At 67.8% G+C, this 18,086-nt stretch carries 18 protein-coding genes; 10 read left to right on the forward strand and 8 right to left on the reverse strand.

The features are described 5' to 3' along the window. Positions 1–37 precede the first annotated feature (37 nt). The 3 genes from ACWPXK_RS23000 to ACWPXK_RS23010 all read left to right on the forward strand — a co-directional run bounded on the left by ACWPXK_RS23000 (position 38) and on the right by ACWPXK_RS23010 (position 4,936). The gene (locus ACWPXK_RS23000; protein WP_454198246.1) at positions 38–2,284 is read left to right on the forward strand and encodes a molybdopterin-dependent oxidoreductase; all 2,247 of its coding nucleotides are present in this window, start codon (positions 38–40) and stop codon (positions 2,282–2,284) included. Positions 2,285–2,295: 11 nt separating this feature from the next. Continuing rightward, on the forward strand, positions 2,296–4,005 hold the full coding sequence (locus ACWPXK_RS23005) for an FAD-dependent oxidoreductase (RefSeq protein WP_454198247.1): 1,710 nt from the start codon (positions 2,296–2,298) through the stop codon (positions 4,003–4,005). 61 nt (positions 4,006–4,066) lie between these two features. Beyond that, positions 4,067–4,936, forward strand: a complete 870-nt coding sequence (locus ACWPXK_RS23010) for a methyltransferase domain-containing protein (protein ID WP_454198248.1) — start codon at positions 4,067–4,069, stop codon at positions 4,934–4,936. Positions 4,937–5,439: 503 nt separating this feature from the next. Here the strand turns inward: ACWPXK_RS23010 and ACWPXK_RS23015 are convergent. The 4 genes from ACWPXK_RS23015 to ACWPXK_RS23030 form a co-directional block, all read right to left on the reverse strand. After that, complete coding sequence (locus ACWPXK_RS23015) at positions 5,440–5,793, reverse strand: hypothetical protein (protein WP_454198249.1); 354 nt, start codon at positions 5,791–5,793, stop codon at positions 5,440–5,442. Next, complete coding sequence (locus ACWPXK_RS23020; protein WP_454198250.1) at positions 5,780–6,247, reverse strand: hypothetical protein; 468 nt, start codon at positions 6,245–6,247, stop codon at positions 5,780–5,782. The genes ACWPXK_RS23015 and ACWPXK_RS23020 overlap by 14 nt, the downstream gene beginning before the upstream one ends. A gap of 175 nt (positions 6,248–6,422) precedes the next feature. Next, positions 6,423–6,767: a hypothetical protein gene (locus ACWPXK_RS23025; RefSeq protein WP_454198251.1), complete on the reverse strand. Its 345-nt coding sequence runs from the start codon at positions 6,765–6,767 to the stop codon at positions 6,423–6,425. Continuing rightward, the gene (locus ACWPXK_RS23030) at positions 6,764–7,090 is read right to left on the reverse strand and encodes a hypothetical protein (RefSeq protein WP_454198252.1); all 327 of its coding nucleotides are present in this window, start codon (positions 7,088–7,090) and stop codon (positions 6,764–6,766) included. The genes ACWPXK_RS23025 and ACWPXK_RS23030 overlap by 4 nt, the downstream gene beginning before the upstream one ends. A 280-nt stretch (positions 7,091–7,370) precedes the next feature. On the opposite strand from ACWPXK_RS23030, the gene ACWPXK_RS23035 reads away from it, so the two are divergent. The 3 genes from ACWPXK_RS23035 (at position 7,371) to ACWPXK_RS23045 (ending at position 11,767) form a co-directional block, all read left to right on the forward strand. Then, positions 7,371–8,600 (forward strand): helix-turn-helix domain-containing protein, encoded by a 1,230-nt coding sequence (locus tag ACWPXK_RS23035; protein ID WP_454198253.1) that lies wholly within the window; start codon positions 7,371–7,373, stop codon positions 8,598–8,600. A 361-nt stretch (positions 8,601–8,961) separates the two neighbouring features. Then, on the forward strand, positions 8,962–10,077 hold the full coding sequence (locus tag ACWPXK_RS23040; RefSeq protein ID WP_454198254.1) for a flavin-containing monooxygenase: 1,116 nt from the start codon (positions 8,962–8,964) through the stop codon (positions 10,075–10,077). 64 nt (positions 10,078–10,141) lie between these two features. Further along, a complete protein-coding gene (locus tag ACWPXK_RS23045) occupies positions 10,142–11,767 on the forward strand; it encodes a response regulator transcription factor (RefSeq protein ID WP_454198255.1) in 1,626 nt (541 codons plus the stop codon). Positions 11,768–11,948: 181 nt separating this feature from the next. On the opposite strand, the gene ACWPXK_RS23050 is transcribed toward ACWPXK_RS23045, so the two are convergent. Both ACWPXK_RS23050 and ACWPXK_RS23055 read right to left on the reverse strand, forming a co-directional pair. Next, positions 11,949–12,482 carry a DUF3145 domain-containing protein gene (locus ACWPXK_RS23050; protein WP_364335395.1) on the reverse strand — a complete coding sequence of 178 codons (534 nt, stop codon included), beginning with the start codon at positions 12,480–12,482 and terminating at the stop codon, positions 11,949–11,951. Between the two features lie 95 nt (positions 12,483–12,577). Beyond that, entirely contained in the window at positions 12,578–13,411 is an 834-nt protein-coding gene (locus ACWPXK_RS23055) for a serine hydrolase domain-containing protein (RefSeq protein WP_454198256.1), read from the reverse strand. Between the two features lie 41 nt (positions 13,412–13,452). Between ACWPXK_RS23055 and ACWPXK_RS23060 the strand changes: the two genes are divergently transcribed. From ACWPXK_RS23060 to ACWPXK_RS23075, 4 genes are all read left to right on the forward strand, one after another. Then, entirely contained in the window at positions 13,453–14,646 is a 1,194-nt protein-coding gene (locus tag ACWPXK_RS23060) for a serine hydrolase domain-containing protein (RefSeq protein ID WP_454198257.1), read from the forward strand. Between the two features lie 157 nt (positions 14,647–14,803). Beyond that, positions 14,804–15,082 (forward strand): helix-turn-helix domain-containing protein, encoded by a 279-nt coding sequence (locus ACWPXK_RS23065; protein WP_437234641.1) that lies wholly within the window; start codon positions 14,804–14,806, stop codon positions 15,080–15,082. After that, positions 15,079–15,615: a hypothetical protein gene (locus ACWPXK_RS23070; protein WP_454198258.1), complete on the forward strand. Its 537-nt coding sequence runs from the start codon at positions 15,079–15,081 to the stop codon at positions 15,613–15,615. The genes ACWPXK_RS23065 and ACWPXK_RS23070 overlap by 4 nt, the downstream gene beginning before the upstream one ends. Before the next feature lie 212 nt (positions 15,616–15,827). Continuing rightward, positions 15,828–16,181, forward strand: a complete 354-nt coding sequence (locus ACWPXK_RS23075; RefSeq protein ID WP_454198259.1) for an iron chaperone — start codon at positions 15,828–15,830, stop codon at positions 16,179–16,181. A gap of 75 nt (positions 16,182–16,256) precedes the next feature. Here ACWPXK_RS23075 and ACWPXK_RS23080 read toward each other — a convergent pair whose 3' ends face one another. After that, a complete protein-coding gene (locus ACWPXK_RS23080) occupies positions 16,257–17,387 on the reverse strand; it encodes an NDMA-dependent alcohol dehydrogenase (RefSeq protein WP_454198260.1) in 1,131 nt (376 codons plus the stop codon). A gap of 136 nt (positions 17,388–17,523) precedes the next feature. After that, entirely contained in the window at positions 17,524–18,054 is a 531-nt protein-coding gene (locus ACWPXK_RS23085) for a DinB family protein (protein ID WP_454198261.1), read from the reverse strand. Positions 18,055–18,086: the final 32 nt, after the last annotated feature.

Below are 18,086 nucleotides of genomic sequence, written 5' to 3' on the forward strand. Positions count from 1 at the left end.
GGTCCATGGTAGACACGAAAAAAAATAACATGACGTCATGTTCATGTTCCAGCGGATCTCTTGCGGAGGCGACTACACCATGAGCGCGACCGGGGCAGCCGTCGATGCGTTGACCAAAGCGGGGCGGGCAATACGCGGCTCCGGGAACGGCACCACCGCGAAAGCTGCGTGCAACTTGTGCGAGGCGATCTGCGGGATCGAGATCACCATCGAGAGCGGGAGGGCCGTCGGTGTTCGCGGCGACCGCGACGATCCGTTGTCCCTCGGCCACGTGTGTCCCAAGTCCGTGGCGATGACCGACGTGCACAGCGACCAGGACCGGCTGCGGCGGCCGATGCGCAAGATCGATGGGACTTGGGTGGAGGTGGACTGGCCCGAGGCGATCGATGCGGCGGCCCGCGGACTAGCTCAGGCCCGTCGGCGCCACGGCGCGAATGCGGTGGCGGTCTACTTGGGCAACCCCTCGGTCCACAGCCTCGGCGCGATGACCCACGGGTCCGCGTTCACTTCGCTGCTGCGAACCCACAACCACTTCTCGGCATCCTCGGTCGATCAGTTGCCGCACCAGGTCGTTTCGGCACTGCTGTACGGGCACCAGTTCCTGCTGCCGGAGCCGGATCTCGACCGGACACAGCACCTCCTCATGTTCGGCGCCAACCCGCGTGCGTCGAACGGCAGCCTGATGACCGCGCCGGACATGGCGAGGCGCCTGCGGGAGATCCGCGAGCGCGGCGGGCGGGTCACCGTCATCGACCCGCGCCGAACGGAGACGGCCGCGGACGCCGATGAGCACGTGTTCATCCGACCGGGCACGGACGCCGCGGTGCTGTTGGCCATGGTGCACGTGGTCCTGCGCGACCGCGCGCCGCGCCTGCCCGAATACGTCACGGGCCTGGACGCGCTCCGGGAGGCGGTCACCGAGTTCACGCCGGAAGCCGCTAGCCGTTTCAGCGGCGTGCCCGCCGCCACGATCACCCGCCTCGCCCTCTCCTTCGCCGACGCGGGCCCCGCCGCCTGCTACGGCAGGTTCGGCGTTTCGACCCAGCGCCACGGCACCGTGTGCCAGTGGGCCATCCAGGTGCTCAACATCATCACCGGCAACCTGGGCCGCGAGGGCGGGACGCTGTTCACCGACCCGGCCATCGACATGACACGGCTGCTCAGCCCGGGCCATTTCGGCCGCCGCCGCAGCCGTGTGCGGGGGCTTCCTTCCTTCGCCGGGGAGTTTCCGGTCGCCGCTCTTGCCGAGGAGATCACGACGCCGGGCGAGGGGCAGGTCCGGGCGCTGCTGACGATCGCGGGAAACCCGGTGCTGTCCACTCCTGCCGGAGCCGCACTCGGCACCGCGCTCGGCGGCCTCGACTTCATGGTGGCCGTGGACTTCTACCTCAACGAGACCACTCGCCACGCCGACGTCATCCTGCCGCCGACCAGCGCGCTGGAACGAGACCACTACGACTTGGTTTTCCGGGCCTTCGCTGTCCGCAATACCGCGAAATACTCGCCCGCGGTGCTGCCCAAGCCGCGCGGCGCACGGCACGACTGGGAGATCTTCCGCGACCTCGGCTCGGCCTACCAACGCCACCTCGGCGGCGGCCGGATGCAGGTATTGCGCCGTCGCCTCAGCAGGCACGCCCTGGCCACCGAGGTTCGGCTGCGGATACCGCCGCGCCGGCTGGTGGACCTGCTCCTGCGCCGAGGCCGCTACCGACTGAGCGTGCGCCGGCTGCTCGCCCACCCGGCTGGGCTGGACCTCGGACCGCTGCGGCCAGGCGTCGAACATCGCCTGCGCACTCCTGACCGCCGACTACACCTGGTGCCGCCGCAGATCGCCGACGCCCTCGACACCCTGCGTTCCGACCTGCGAGCGGATCCCGGTGACTCGGGGTCGCTGCTGTTGATCGGCCGACGGCACCTGCGCTCCAACAACTCCTGGATGCACAACTACGCCCGCCTCGTCGCCGGTCCGCAGCGACACCATCTGCTCATGCACCCCGCCGACGCGGCCCGCCTCGGACTGGCCGACGGGCCCGCCGTGCTGCGCTCGCGCACCGGTGCCGTGCGGGTGGACGTCAGGCAGACCACCGACATCATGGCGGGCACGGTCAGCCTGCCCCACGGGTACGGGCACGCGGCGGCGGAGAGCCGGCTGTCCGTGGCCGCCCGCGTCGCCGGCGCGAGCGCCAACGATGTCACCGACCCGCTGCTCCTGGACACCGTCAGCGGAAACGCCGCCCTCAACGGAATCCCGGTCACCGTGGAACCGCTCCCCGACTCCCGCTAGCAAGGAACGCCATGCCTCACGTGATCACCCAGTCGTGCTGCAACGACGCCTCCTGCGTACCGGTGTGCCCGGTCGGCTGCATCCACCCCACCCCCGACGAACCGGGCTTCGCCTCCGCCGAAGCCCTCTACATCGACCCTGCCAGCTGCATCGACTGCGGGGCCTGCGTCGCCGAGTGCCCGGTCGGCGCGATCACCCGTGACACCGCGCCCGCCGCGACGCGGTTTTTGGAATTGGCCGAGGCTTATTACCAGCGCAATCCGCTGCCGCCCGGCATCCCCGACGCCCCGCTGCCCGCGCCGCGCGCCGACGTCGGGGAGCTGCGAGTCGCGGTGGTCGGCTCCGGGCCCGCGGGCGCGTATGCCGCACTGGAGCTGCTCGAGCACCCGGGCGCGACAGTCACGATGTTCGACCGACTGCCCACGCCGTGGGGGCTGGTGCGAGGCGGGGTAGCCCCCGACCACCCGTCCACCAAATCCGTCACCGAGACATTCGAGCGTGCCGCCGCCAACGGCCGCTTCCGCTTCCACCTCAACGTCGAGGTCGGTACCCACATCACCCACGACGAGCTCGCCGCAGCACACCACGCCGTCGTGTATGCCTACGGCGCCTCCGGTGATCGCCGCCTGGGGACCCCCGGCGAGGACCTGCCAGGGAGCGCGTCGGCGACCGAGTTCGTGAACTGGTACAACGGCCACCCGGACTTCGTCGACCGCGCGTTCGACCTCTCCTGCCGCCGTGCCGTCGTCGTCGGCAACGGCAACGTCGCTCTCGACATCGCGCGCCTCCTGGTCGCCGACCCCGCGGAGCTCGCCGCCACCGATATGGCCGATCACGCCCTGGCCGCTCTGGCTGCCAGCGCGATCGAGGAAGTCGTGGTCCTCGGCCGACGCGGTCCCGCGCAGGCCGCGTACACCACTCCCGAACTGCTCGCACTGACCGATCTCGACGGCGCGGATGTCTTCGCGTTCTCCGACGAGGTCACGTTGGATCCCGACCAGCTCGCCGCGCTTCGATCGGACCCGCTCGGGCTGGCCAAAGCGCAGGCCGCCGCGGAACTCGCGACCCACAGCCGCGGTGCGTCGCGCCGTATTGTGCTGCGCTACTTGTGTTCTCCACTGGAGATCATGGGCGATCAACGAGTCACCGGGGTGCGCGTGACTCGTAATCGCCTCGAACGCGGCCCCGGCGGCGACGTCCGCGCTGTCCCGACCGGAATCGAAGAGACCATCGAGGCGGGCTTGGTGCTCCGGGCGGTGGGCTACCGCGGCGCTTCGCTGTCCGGCCTGCCCTTCGACCACGACCGGGGTGTGCTGCCCAACGACCGAGGCCGCGTCCTGCGCGACCCGACCGGCGAACCCATCCCCGGCGTCTACACGGCGGGATGGATCAAGCGAGGCCCGTCCGGAGGCATCGGCGCCAACAAGAAATGCGCACTGGACACTGTCGCCGCACTCCTCGCCGACCACTCCGCAGGGTTGCTGCCCACCCCCGCAAGCACCCAACAGGAGATTGACGCGCTGGTCCGGCGGCGCCAGCCCGCTGCCGTCGGTGTGCACGAGTGGAGGGCGATCGATCGGACCGAGCGCGACCTCGGCGCGGTTCAGGGACGGCCCAGGCGCAAGCTTGCCTCGTTCCCCGCCCTGCTCGCCGTTGCGCACGGAGAAGACTCGATGCCGACGGTTCCACTGCCGATCGACGCGGACGGGTTCCGCCGCTAGTCACAGTGGTCGTGCCTGCAATGCGTCAGCCGGTAATTGTCGCCGGGATTACTGTCGAGGCATGCCGAGTTCGCCCGCGTCGTCGCCCCGCCCCGCCCCGTCGTTCCATACGGACGCGATTTCTTTCGATCGCTCCCAGTCCGCCGGAGACGGAGCTCCCGTCGACGACCCGATGGCGGCGCTGGTCGGCCTCCTCGACCTTCAGGCAGCGCTACCTGGCATCCGGCGGATGCGCCGATGGGGGCACGACGCCCTGGCCGTAGTACCCGGCGAGCGCGCGCTGGACATAGGCGCTGGAACAGGCAGCGAGGTCATGGAGTTCGCCGACCGTGTCGGCCCGGACGGCGACGCGGTCGGCGTCGATCCGAATCCCGCCATGCTCGATGTCGCCCGTGCGCGGGCCGAGGCCGTGGGCTCGCGTGCCCGCTTCATCGAGGGCACCGCCTACCACTTGCCGTTTCCGGATCATTCCTTCGACGTGGTCCGCTGCGAACGCGTCTACCAGCACCTCGACGACCCGGCGGCGGCCACCACCGAAATCGCCCGCGTGCTGCGGCCGGGCGGACGCGTGCTGCTCATCGACAGCGACTGGCACACCGCGATCACCCATCCCGGTAACGACGAGGTCCTCACTCGCCTGTCGACGGCGATGCTCGCGGCCACCCCGAACCCCAAGTCGGGCCGACGGCTGCGCGGTCTGCTCACCACGGCAGGTTTCACGATCGACGACATGGGATCGGAGGCGGTGATCTGGGATCCGGAAACCACTCGCCCGCTGTTCGCGCAGATGATCGACGGCGCCCTCGCCCAGGGTGTGATCACCGAGCAGGAGCGCCTCGACTTGGACACCGCCATGGAAGCGGGCATCGCGAGAGGCGACTATCACTTCTCGGTCACCATGTTCGCCGTGCTCGCTCACCGAGCGAAGTGAGCCGCCCCGGCTCTACCGTTGCCGACCCGCATCCGGCCGAATCCGCCCCGCTTCCACCAGCGCCCGAGGAGACCGACTGATCGCGCTACACCTACCTGCGCCGGACAACAGGTGATAATCACCTCGCCGCGGCGGTTGCTGCCCGCATACACACCAGGTGATTGGGGGCGAACGAGGCGGGCGCGATCGCCGCGACTCGCGCACCCGACAGCGACTGTTTCCAGGTTCCGGTAATCGGATGGCGAGACTTCAGGAGAGGCTGCTAGCCTTGGATGCGAAGGAGCGGGATTCGGTCCTACCGGTTCGCAACCGGACGTTCCACAGAAGCGTGGAGATTCGGGGATAACGTCCCGGTCAGGCTGGTTTGCCAGCCTGATAGCTCAAGTTGTAGAGCCCCGCTTTGCTATCGGTACTTTTGGCGTGGCCGTCGCCGGGATTACTGTCGGGCCTGCCGAGCGAGTCCGCGTCATCGCCCCGCCGTTCCATACGGACGCGATTCCTTGCTACGCCGGTTCGGCCCAGAATCCGGCCCTGTCGATCACGATGACGCAGGGCCCGTTCAGCACTCCCGCCTTGTAGACAGCCTCGCTGAGATGAGTCGACATCAAAACCATCCATGTCTTCCACGGCGTGCTCTCGCCATTAGGTGTTCCAGCCTTCGCTGCAAGGCGCGAGTAATAGTCGCGGAGTTCCTGGTCGGTGAACCTGAACTTCAGTGGCGGAACCACCGGCGATTCGCCGATAGACGTGAGCTGCAACCGACCGGCGTCATCGTGGCCGACCTGGTATCCCCACTCGGTACAGGCACGAATCACCGAATCGGTGAGCTCGTCCAAGCTGGGCTCAGACTCTTCCACCACAGGCTCCTCCAGGGTAGGCGGTGATGACCTTGCCTTCGTCGTTGACGATCACAGTGGGCTGAACCGTCTTGGCTATCGCTCCGGTGGCGCGGTTGACGAGATAGATCTGCCCCGTGTAACAGTACTTGCCGCCGCCGACCGGACCATGCCAGTCCGGTGCGTCGTGGGCTTTCGCGATAGCCATATCGGCGATATCCCGCCAGTTGCGGCCTTCGATCGCCGCAAGACCTTCCCACTCACTCATGTGTCTCTGCTGGATATGCCGATAACCTGAGCCTTCGTCCCCGCACATCAATTTCCACTCGCCGAAGGTTGCGACCACCTTGTCCGCAGGCGAACTGACTCCACAAGCTCCCCACGGGAAGTCTGCATGAGCGGGCGGACTCAACACCATCCCAAGGAGCAGGGCCAGCATCGCTACCACAGATGTCAACAGTGCACGTATCTTCAACTCGACTCCCCCACGTTGGTGCACCAAAGCGGTGCGATGTTGTAACTCTGTTGCCAGCACTAGCGATCGACGTACCGAAGACCGGTGCGGTCGCATCTCGAGGCTATCCAAATTCATTGCCTTTCAACATGATTTGATCTAGCAGCTACGATTCGGGTTCCAGCCCGCCCCGGCTCTACCGTTGCCGACCCGCATCCGGCCGAATCCGCCCCGCTTCCACCAGCGCCCGCCAGGCGGCCGTCTTGCGCGGGCACTCGCCCACGCGACAGTCGCGGTGCCGCTGCATCGTCATCTGCGCTTCCACCACACCCATCGCATGGTCGGGTGCGTCATGCGGGAAACCCATCGGCCAGACCCCAGTGTCCATATCCGTCCGCTCTCGTCGCACTCGTTGCTCGATCTCGGCGACACTTCTGCCCGCCGGGAGCTGAACAGGCCACAACCACATCGCAATCCCGATCACCAGCGTCACGAGCAGAGCAACACCGACGGCGACCGCGAACAGCTGCCACCCACTCACGGCAACCTCCGGTACGGGTGATCAACCGGCAACAGCGACGGCCACCGATACCCACGCGGATAGGTCTGCTCCGGGGTGATCAAGTCGCATAGTTCAGTGACCGCACGGGCGAACGGCTCGACATGCGCCAAGCCCGGCACGATTACCGCAGCCGCGTCGCTCACCCTGATGTGCTGGACCGTCAACAGCGCCGCAGTCTTGGCCGCCGTCGCGAACAAGACCATCTCGGCCAGGAAATACCCCCGCGCAGCGGCTATTTCCCGAATAGAGCCCTCGTCGCGTTTCTCGTCATCACCGGACACCTCGCGTCTGATGATGGCCAACGCGTTCGGTCCCAACGACACGGCTGCGCAGCAGCTATTCCCGTCCATCCCCTACCACTCCCCTGCTCGGCGTATTGGTGAGCACCCGCCGCCGAGGAACCGATCAGGCACGGCATCAACTCGGCGGCGAGGCTGGAAAGGACGCTAAGCGGGTCTCGGCACGTGACCGGGTACGGTTCATACCCGATATCGCCTGCCAGACACGGGTTTTGTCCATCTACGGTGGGACTCATACAGCTACGCTTGACCCATCGAACCAGCGGCGAGAGGGGTACAGCCGGTGTACAGCTACGAGGACAACGTCCCAGTCGGCAAGCGGATCCGGTCGCACCGGGAACGGGTGGGCATGTCACGGCCGGTCCTCGCCGGGCTGGTCGGCCGGTCGGCCGAGTGGTTGAAGGCAGTGGAGAACGGTCGCTTGCAGGCCCCTCGCCTTCCGATGCTGCTGCGGATCGCCCGTGCGCTGGAACTCGAAGATCTGGCCGAGCTGACCGGCAATGGGCACGCGGTTCCCGTTTCGGTGTTCGCAGGAGAGCGGCATGCGGCGCTGACCGATGTGCGGTCGGCGCTGACCGACTATCGGCTGGCGGCTCCGAACCGGTCGGCGAGTGCTCAGCACTTGGCTTTACGGCTCCAGCACGCATGGCAGGTACGTCACGCGAGCCCGGATCATCGGACGCAGCTCGGTGCGCTCCTGCCCGGCTTGATCAGAGACGCACAGGGCGTAGCCCGAGTGCCCGGCGACGACCGCCGCGCCGCTCGACGAGTCCTTTCCGGCGTCTATCAACTCGCAGACTTCTTCGTGGCGTATCAGCCTGCGGCAGAACTCGTTTGGCTCGTCGCCGACCGCGCGCTGAACGAGGCGTACGAGGCGGACGACCCTTACATGATCGCGTGCGGTGCGTGGTCGATGGTTCAGGCACTGCGCGACAGCGGTCGCTGGGACGAAGGAATAGCGTTGGCGCGCAGTGCGATAGCACAGCTCGCGCCCTATCTCGGCCGAGATGGCATTCCGGATGATTGGCGAGGCATCACCGGAGCTCTTCAGGCCGAGCTCGCCTACGTACATGCCCGCCGTGGTCGTTATGGCGACGCCTGGGCGCACTGGGAAGCGGCCAGCCGGATAGCTGACCAACTCGGACCTGCCTACCGGCACGTCCAGACCTCGTTCTCGATCCCGGTCATGCAGGCACACGCGACGACACTGGGGGTAGAACTGTGCCGACCGGGCGAGGCATTGCGCGCGGGCCGTGCGTTCGACGCCGACCGGATCGCATCCGTACCGCGCCGCAGCCGCCATTTCATCGAGGTAGCCCGCGCGCACTACCAGCGTGACGAGTTCGTCGCCGCCCTGGCGTTGCTGAACAAATCGGAGCGAACGGCACCTGAGACGATCCGGTACAACGGCTACGCCCGCGAGATCCTGCACGGGCTGCGGAACCGCCCGCCGTCGGGAATGCGCGACGAGGTTCAGGATCTTTGCGACCGAGTCGGCCTCGCAGCACACTGACGAATAAGCGGCGCGACCACCGCTGACCGGGGCGAAACCACGCGAATGCCCCTTTCCAGAGGCTGTGGTGCAGGCCGTTCTGGACCGTCGTCGCGGTTTTCCTCCACCAGGTCGGCGGCTCACACCAGGCAAGAGGCATCATCGGGTACCGGGGCCAGGCGTGAGCCGTCCGGTATCGGCCGAAGTTGCGCTGCCTGGTGGGACAGCACCGGAAACTGGCGGAGCCAGGTATTCGAACGCCCAGGTGAGTGGGTACATCTACCCATGCCGGGCAAAAACCGGATGGGTGAATTGCCCGACGCGAAATAGGACGGTGCGCTCCTAGCGTCGAAGGCCACACCACAACATTCGGGAGGCCGATATGACTACGCAGTACATCGAGACACTCATCATCGGGGCCGGGCAGGCGGGGCTGTCCACCGGCCACCATCTGCGGCGGCTCGGGCGGCCGTTTCTGATCGTGGACCGCGACGAGCGGATCGGCGACAACTGGCGCAGGCACTACGACTCGTTGCGGCTCTACACGCCCGCCAAGTACACCGGGCTGCCCGGGATGCCTTTCCCGGCGGACGACCGATGGAGCTATCCCGGCAAAGAACAAGTGGCCGACTTCCTGGAGCGGTATGCGCTGCATCAGGATCTTCCCGTGCGCACGCGTACCGGCGTCGACCGGCTGACAGCCCGGTCGGGTGGCGGCTACCTCGCCCGAATCGGCGAGGACACGATCACCTGCGACAACGTGGTCATCGCGACGGGCACGTTCGGCCGGACACCGTACGTGCCGGAATTCGCCGCGGAACTGGACCCGGGAATCACGCAACTGCATTCCAGCGAGTACCGGCGGCCGGACCAACTCCAGCCGGGGCCCGCGCTGGTGGTCGGCGCATCGCACTCGGGAACCGATATCGCGTACGAACTGGCGGCCACCCGGCCGACCATCCTGTGCGGTCGCGATTGCGGGCAGATTCCGTTGCGCTGGGACTCCCGCCGGATCAAGGTCGCCCTGCCGGTGCTGGTGTTCCTGTGGCGGCATATCGTCACCCGGCGGACCGCGATCGGCCGAAAAGTAATGCGCGAGACTAGATTTCATGGTGGACCGATGCTGCGGGTCAAGCGCGAGGACCTGGCCGAGCGGGGCGTCCGGCGGCTGACCGCGCGCATGGCTGGAGTGCGAGGTGGGCGGCCCGAGTTGGACGACGGCACCGTGCTGGACGTGCGAAATGTCCTGTGGGCGACCGGGTTCCGGCAGGTGTTCGACTGGATCGATGTGCCGGTCATCGGTGACGACGGCTGGCCGCGGGAGTACCGTGGCGTCGTCGACGAGATGCCCGGACTGTTTTTCTGCGGCCTGAGCTTCCAGTACGCGTTCTCCTCGATGGTGTTCCCCGGCGTGGGCCGGGACGCGGAATACGTCGCGCGCCGGATCGCCGCGCGAGCGAAGGAGCGGGCCAGCATGGGAGAGGCGGCGGCGGCCTGACACCGACCGGCGTGTGCACACCTCGTGACGTCCAGCGCGTATCGTGCCTACCAGGTGATACGCGATGGGCGTGGTCGACAGGTTGCTTCGGGCTCGGGAGGCGTACGAGCGCCGGGAGTGGCTGGCTGCTTTCGACGCACTTTCCGATCTGGACGCGGCCGCACTCGACGGCGACGATTTCGCGCGACTGGCGGCGGCGGCCTATCTGACCGGCCGCACCAACGACTGCGTCCAGGCGATGCAGCGCGCCTACCAGCTGCATCTGGACGCCGGCGACCGGCTCGCCGCGGTCCGCAGCGCGTTCTGGCTGGCGCAGACCTTGCTGAACACCGGCGAGTCCGCCATCGGTGGCGGGTGGGTGGCCAAAGCTCAGCGGCTGCTGCGTGAGGTGCCGGAGGAGGTGGTGGAGCGCGGCTATGTCCTGGTCCCGGTGATGTTCCGCCATATTCTCGCGGGTGAGTTCGCCGACGCCGCCCGATGCGCCGATGCGATCACCGACTACGGGCGGAGCTTCGACGAACCCGACCTGACCGCGATGGGGTTGTGTGCCCAGGGCAGGTTGGCCCTGTACTCCGGCCGGGTTCGCGACGGGCTGACGCTCATGGACGAGGCGATGGTCTGCATCTCCTCCGGGAACGTATCGACGATATTCGCCGGGCAGATCTATTGCGCAATGATCGAGGCGTGCCAGGAGATCTCCGATCTCGGCCGAGCCGAAGAATGGACGATGGCACTGACCAGCTGGTGTGCCGATCAGCCCGGCCTCGTGCTGTTCACCGGCCAATGTGCCGTGCACCGCGGGCAACTGATGCGGATGCACGGCGCCTATGATGCGGCGCTCGAGGAGTTCGGGCTCGCTGTCCGCCGCTACATCGCGGCAGAGACGACAGCTGCCGCGGGCTTGGCGATGGCCGAACGCGGGGACGTATTACGCATCCGCGGCGCTTACGATGAGGCCGACCGCGCCTATCGCAGCGCGCTCGCGCACGGCCATGAGCCACAGCCGGGACTGGCGCTGCTCTGGCTGGCCCGCGGCCGCGCCGCGGCGGCACTCGGCGCCGTACGGCGCCTGGTCGCCGAGGCGAACGATCCCGTGCATCGTTCCCAGGTCTTGCCCGCCGCGATCGAAATCCTGCTCGCCTCAGGTGAGTCCGACGAGGCGGCCGACCTGAGCGCCGAGTTGACCCAGATCGGCGCTGGTTTCGGCTCGGCCGCATTACGGGCCATGGCCTGCTACGCCAAGGGCTGCGTTGCCCTGGCCCGAACCGACTATGCCGCAGCCATACCGGAGTTGCGGCGCGCGGCGCGGATCTGGTCCGACCTCGGCGCACCGTATGAGACGGCACGGTGCCGGGTCGCGATCGGTCGCGCAGTGCGCGGCCTCGGCGACGAGGACTCCGCTTGCTCCGAACTGGCCGCGGCCCGACGCGTCTTCGCCGAACTCGGCGCGGCTCCGGACGAACGCGCGGCCACCGAACTATTGCGTCCGTCCGCTCCCTGCGGGCTCACCGAGCGAGAGCTCGAGGTGCTGCGTCTGGTGGCGGCGGGGCGAAGCAACCCGGAGATCGCCGCGAACTTGGTTCTCAGCGAGAAAACCGTGGCACGGCACCTTTCCAACATCTTCGCGAAGATCGACGTGACTTCGCGTACCGCGGCCGCCGCCTTCGCCTACGAGCACCAACTGGCCTGAACGTGCCGCGCCGAGTATCGAAGTCCACTCCGCGGTCCTCTACCGGAAGCGGCGGACAGAATACCGGCAGCCGTTGCCCGCGGTTCGTGCGGCGGCTCAGGCGAATTGGCACTGCTCACGTGGAAGCACCGGTGCAGGCCGCTCGGCTTCGGCGGCTCGCGCCGACGGACCGGAGCGCACCCTACCCCACGTCGCGGCGCAGCCAGGTGACCTCGGCGCCGGATTCGGTTCCGTAGCGGTAGATTTCGAGGTCTTCGTCCCAGGCGGTGCCGAGGGCTCGGTCGATTTCGGCGGCTAGGTCGTAGGCGGAGTACTTGCCGAGTTCGCGGGTGGCTTGCAGCATGGCGCGCAGGCGCATTTCGCCGACCATGACGTCGCCGTTGGCGCTGGTGGAGCCGTGCCAGAGACCGAGGCCGGGAACGAAGCTGTAGCGCTCGCCGTCCACGCCGTCGCTGGGCTCCTCGGTCACCTCGAAACGCAGCACCGGCCAGGAGCGCAACGATTGGGCGATCCGGGAGGCGGTGCCGACGGGGCCGATCCATTCGCTGGTCGCGCGCAGCTGTCCGTCGGCCGGTTGCGCGGTCCAGCGCAGCTTCGCGGGGGCGCCCAGGGCCGAGGTCAGTGCCCATTCGACATGCGGGCACAGCGCGGCAGGCGACGAGTGGATATAGACCACACCCGCCGTCGCGTCCGCGAACTGACTCGATGCGCGCACCACCAACACCTCCAGCTTCGACGAGGAACGTCTTCCCCAACGACTCATCGAACTGGCGTTGCCCGAGTCTACTGGAGTGCCCGAAGTTACACGTGTTACTTCACAGCCGTGTTGCGAGCGGCTGCCACCTCCGCGATGACCGCATCGCTGAGCGGTGGCCAGGCCGCCCGCGCCCAGTCGCCGAAATTCTCGTCGCTCAAGGCGAGACACGCCAAACCCGTTCGAGGGTCAACCCATAAAAATGTCCCGGATTGGCCGAAATGTCCATAGGTTTGTGGCGAATTCGTGCCACCGGTCCAGTGCGGCGTCTTCTCGTCGCGGATTTCGAAGCCGAGTCCCCAGTCGTTGGGACGCTGCGAACCGTAGCCGGGCAGTACGCCGTTGAGGCCGGGGAACTGGACGGAGATGGCCTCGGCGTGCGTCTGCGGCGAGATCAACCGCGGGTTCAGCAATTCGGCGGCGAAGCGGCTCAGATCCGCGGCGGTGGACCGTGCGGCGTGCCCGGCGGACCCGGCCAGCACCGACGCCGTCATCCCCAGCGGCGCGAACACCGCGTCGCGCAGGTACTCGTCGAACGCGATCCCGGTCTGCTCGGTGACGAACTCCGCGAGCACCTCGAAGCCCGCGCTCGAATAGATCCGCTTGGCGCCGGGGGCGGCTTGGACGTCGGTGGTGTCGAACGCGAGTCCGGAGGCGTGCGCCAGCAGATGACGCACCGTGGCGCCGGGCGGCCCAGCGGGCTGGTCGAGCTCGACCGCACCCTCTTCCACCGCGACCAGAACGGCGTAGGCGACCAGCGGCTTGGTCACCGACGCGAGCGGGAACACCCGGTCGACATCGCCTTCGCTCGCGGTCGCGCCGTCCGCGGTGACCACCGCCGCCGCCGCGTGCCGAACCGGCCATTCCCGAATCTGCTCGATTGATCGCACCCTGCGAGCCTACGAGAGCCGCTCAGTACCATCGACCAACCATGAGTGAAAAGCCCACTGTTCACGGCGACGTCGCGTCCGGTTTCGGACCGGTCGCCGACGCCTTCCGCCGCAACTTCGCCCGGCACGGCGAAATCGGCGCCGCCGTCGCGGTCTACGCGGGCGACCGCCCGGTGGTGGACCTGTGGGCGGGCTTCCGCGATCGGCATCGCACGCTGCCGTGGGAACAGGACACGATCGTCCCGGTGTTCTCCTCGACCAAGGGCATGGCGGCATTCACCGTCGCCGCGGCGGCGAGCAAGGGCCTGCTCGACTACGAGCAGCCGGTGGCGAAGTATTGGCCGGAGTTCGCCGCGCACGGCAAGGACGCGGTGACCGTGCGTCAGTTGATCGACCACCAAGCCGGGCTGTCGGGCCTGAGCGAAGTCGTCCGGTTGTCCCAGATTGCCGATTCGGACGGCCTCGCCACCATTCTGGCCGCGCAGAAACCCGCGTGGCGGCCCGGCACCAGGCACGGCTACCACGCGATCACCCTCGGGCTCTACCAGGGCGAACTGCTGCGCCGGGTAGACCCGCGGGGCCGCACGCTCGGGCGCATCTTCGCCGAAGACATCGCCGCACCGCTCGGCCTGGATTTCTTCATCGGCCTGCCCGCCGAGCAGAGCATGGACCGGATCGCCACGCTGTCGGCGACCCGCGGCCTGGACGTGGTGCGCTACGAGCGTGATATCCCGCTGCGGATCGGCGCGGAGGTCTATGCCAAACGCGGGCTGTCCTACGCGGCGCTGACCAATCCGCGCTGCGGAGCACCGGCACGGGCGGCGCGACGTGAATTTCTCGAGGTGGAGCTACCCGGACACAACGGGGTGGGTAACGCCCGCGCGCTGGCCAAGATCTACGGCGCGGCCGCAGCCCGCACCGGCGCGCTGCCGATCGACAACGCGTTGCTGGACCGGCTCGCCGCGGCCGAAACCGCCGACGACGTCCCCGCCGAGGACTTGGTGCTGCACACCAAGAGCCGCTACCACCTGGGTTTCCGCAAGTCACGCGGCACGTTCCGGTTCGGCTCGGACAAGCGCGCCTACGGCACGACGGGACTCGGCGGCTCGTTCGGATTCGCCGAGCCCACCACCGGTCTGGGCTTCGGTTACACGATGAACCGGCTCGGCCTCGCCGTCCTCGACGACGTCCGCAGCCGCAACCTGCGCGAAGCCCTGCTGCGCTGCCGCATCTGAGCACCGGGTCGCCGTAGCATCGGCGGAAGTGCTGGTCAGAGAACCATTTTCGCGAGCATCACGCGATGCCCCGCCGCTGTCGGCGCCTTCCTGGCTCAGCGGCTGCGGGCTGCCTCCACCGTTGACGTTCTGTTGGGTTTATGCAACAGTTTGTTGCATGAGTCCCGTGAGACGTGGGAAAAATCTTCCCATTTACAACCGTATCGGGGTGTTACGTGCCGAGCGGAGAATGAGCCGGGTCCAGCTTGCCGAGGCGATCGAGGTGAATCCGCAGACGGTCGGGGCGCTGGAGCGCGGCGATCACTATCCGAGCCTTGATCTGGCGCTGCGGATCTGCGATGTGTTCGGGCTGCCGGTCGAGGCGGTGTTCTCCCGGGAGGAATTCGCGCCGCTGTCCACGGCGGTCTACCGGAACGACGGAGGGGATATTCGATGACGCACCCGAATCTGCTGGAGCGGTACCAGGCTCGCCGGACACGCCGGTTCGAGTTCTACGCCGAGCGCTGGGCCCACATGTTGCCGCGGTGGCGGACGCGTCGCCGCCGCCGGCTGCTGGTGGTGGCCCTCGCGACGATGTTCCTGGCCCTGGCGGTCGTCGCGGTGCTGATCGCGTGCGGTCTGGAACGAGGACCCCTGCTGTGGGCGCCGGCCTGTCTGGTGTTCTTTCCGCTGTGGATCTCGCTCCAGATCGTCTCGGGACGCCAAGCCGACGCGCCCGCCGGTGCCCTGGACGAATGGGAGATCGAGCAGCGCAACGCGGCTCGCTCGGTGGGGCTCACCCTCACACAGACGCTGGCGATGATTCCCGCGATCTGGCTGATCGTCGTGGGCGGATTCACCGATCTCGACAATATGCAGGCGGCCTACGCGGGCGGGTTGATGCTGCTGACCGCGCTGCTCGTCGGCGGCTGCACCCCGACGATGATCCTGGCCTGGACCCGGCCCGACGCGGACCCGGAGGACGAGTGACGAACCTGCTCGCCGGAGACCTCGAGTAGGTCTCAGGGGCCGAGGGATCCAGACCGCGGCAACCTGAGCGTCGACCGGACAAGCCGACGCTCAGGTTGGTGGCGGCGAGCGGCGCGCCGAACCGTCACGGCCGGCGCAGGTCCCGCGGGTTGGCCGCATACACTCACGGCGCCCGGCTCAGCGAAGTATCCATCGGGGAATCGAGGGACATCGTGGCAGAACAGCCGACCAGCATCGACGCATACCTCGCCGCATTCCCCGAGGACGTGCGGGGCATCCTCGAAGAGATCCGGCGCACCATCCGGACAGCGCTACCGGAGGCGACCGAGGCGATCAGCTACGGCATTCCCACGTTTCGGCTGCGCGGTCACAACGTCGTTCATTTCGCGGGCTGGAAGCAGCACGTGAGCCTCTACCCGATCCCCGAAGGCGATCCGGCGTTGCAGCGCGCGGTCGAGCCGTACCGGGCGGGCAAGGGGACGCTGAAGTTCCCGCTCGGCAAGCCGGTCCCGTACGACCTGATCGCGCGGATCGCCATCGAACTCGCCGAGCGAGGACAGAACTGAGCTTCCCCGCAACGGCCAAGACCTCGTCCGAGCAGCGTCCTGGGTGGGCTGGGACGCCCGGCCACGACCCGGCGGTTACCAGTCGGCTTCGGTGTACTTGATGATGCCGCGAATGTTCTTGCCGTCGAGCATGTCCTGGTAGCCCTGGTTGATCTGCTCCAGGGAGTAGCTGCGGGTCACCATGTCGTCCAGGTTGAGCTGGCCGGATTTGTACAGCGCGAGCAGGCGCGGCGCGTCCTGGCGGGCGTTGCCACCGCCGAAGATGCAGCCCTTCACCGTCTTCTGCAGCATGGACAGCAGGAAGCTGTTCAGCTTGACGTCGTTTTCGTCCATCCGGCCCATCGAGGTGACCACCAGGGTGCCGGCCTTCGCGGTGAGGATCAGGCCCTCCTCGATGTACTCGCCGTGCATCTCGCCCATGGTCAGGATGACCTTCTCCGCCATCCGGCCCTCGGTGGCCTCCATCAGCGGCATGATCGCGGCGGCCATGCTCTCGTAGGTGTGCGTGGCGCCGAACTTCTGCGCCTGTTCGCGCTTCCACGGATTCGGATCGATGGCAACGACTTTCGAGGCGCCCGACAGCACGGCGCCTTGCAGCGCGCTCATGCCGACGCCGCCGATGCCCGCGATCACCACGGTCTCGCCGGGGGACACCTGGGCGACGTGGGTGGACGAGCCGAAACCGGTGGGCACACCGCAGCCGACCAGGCAGGCCACCTCGAACGGAATGCTCGGATCGATCTTCACCACCGAGGTGTGGTGCACCGTCATGTACGGCGCGAAGGTGCCCAGCAGGCACATCGGGATGACGTTCTCGCCGCGGGCCTGGACGCGGTAGGTGCCGTCGCTGATCGCCTGGCCGAGCAGCAGTCCCGCGCCCAGGTCACACAGCGCCATGTGCCCGGCGACGCAGGCCGGACAGCGGCCGCAGGCGGGGATGAACGACAGGATCACGTGGTCGCCGACCTGCAGGTCGGCCGGACAGTTCGGACCGAGCTTGGTGATCACGCCCGCGCCCTCGTGCCCGCCCATCACGGGAAAGGACGGCATCGGGGTCGCGCCGGTCACGATGTGGTGGTCGGAGTGGCACATACCCGCGGTCTCCATGCGGATCTGCACCTCGCCGCCGACCGGATCGCCGACCTCGATCTCCTCCACCGACCACGGCTGGTCGATCCCCCACAGGATCGCGCCCTTCGTCTTCATTCCTGTCGACCCTCTCGCATGCACGTGCTTATATGTGACTGCACCCACAGTACGAGAAAAATGTAACGCGTTCTAGTACCGCGGCGGAATTTCCGGCCCACAGCGCGGTGCCGGTCCCGAACGCGTTACAGTTCTGTCAGCCGCGGACGTCGTGCAGGTGGTGCACCAGATCGTGCACGAAGTACCGCGCGAAGGACTCCACCGTGAACACCGCCCCGTCACTGCGCGCCCCGCGCAGTCCACGCCGGGCCTGCGGAACGGATTCGAAGGAGCGCGCTATACGCTCGGCGGCCTCGTCCAGTTCCGCCGCGACCCGGGCCGGATCCTGCTCGCCGTAGCGATCGGCGATCGCGGTGGCGTCCTGGTCCCAATTGGCGAAGCGCGGGATCTCGCCCTCGGGGTCACCTGCCAGCATCTGGCCGAGACGGGTATCGAAGAGGCGGCACACGTCGCGCACGTGGGCGCCGTATTCCAGGGCCGACCAGGTGGATTCGTCCGGCCGGGTGCGGACCTCGTGGCGGTCGAGCACCGCCGCGAATCGGACGGCCGCCTCGCGGGTCAGCGCGGGCACGGCCTCGTAACTGGTCGCGGCGGCGTCGAAACCGCATTCGGAACAGGCGCGTTCGAGCACCCAGGTCCAGTCCTTGACATCGGGAACGATCGGCATGCGGCCAACCTAAGCGTGGCCGAGTCGCCCCT

Source organism: Nocardia sp. Marseille-Q1738 (assembly GCF_965283145.1).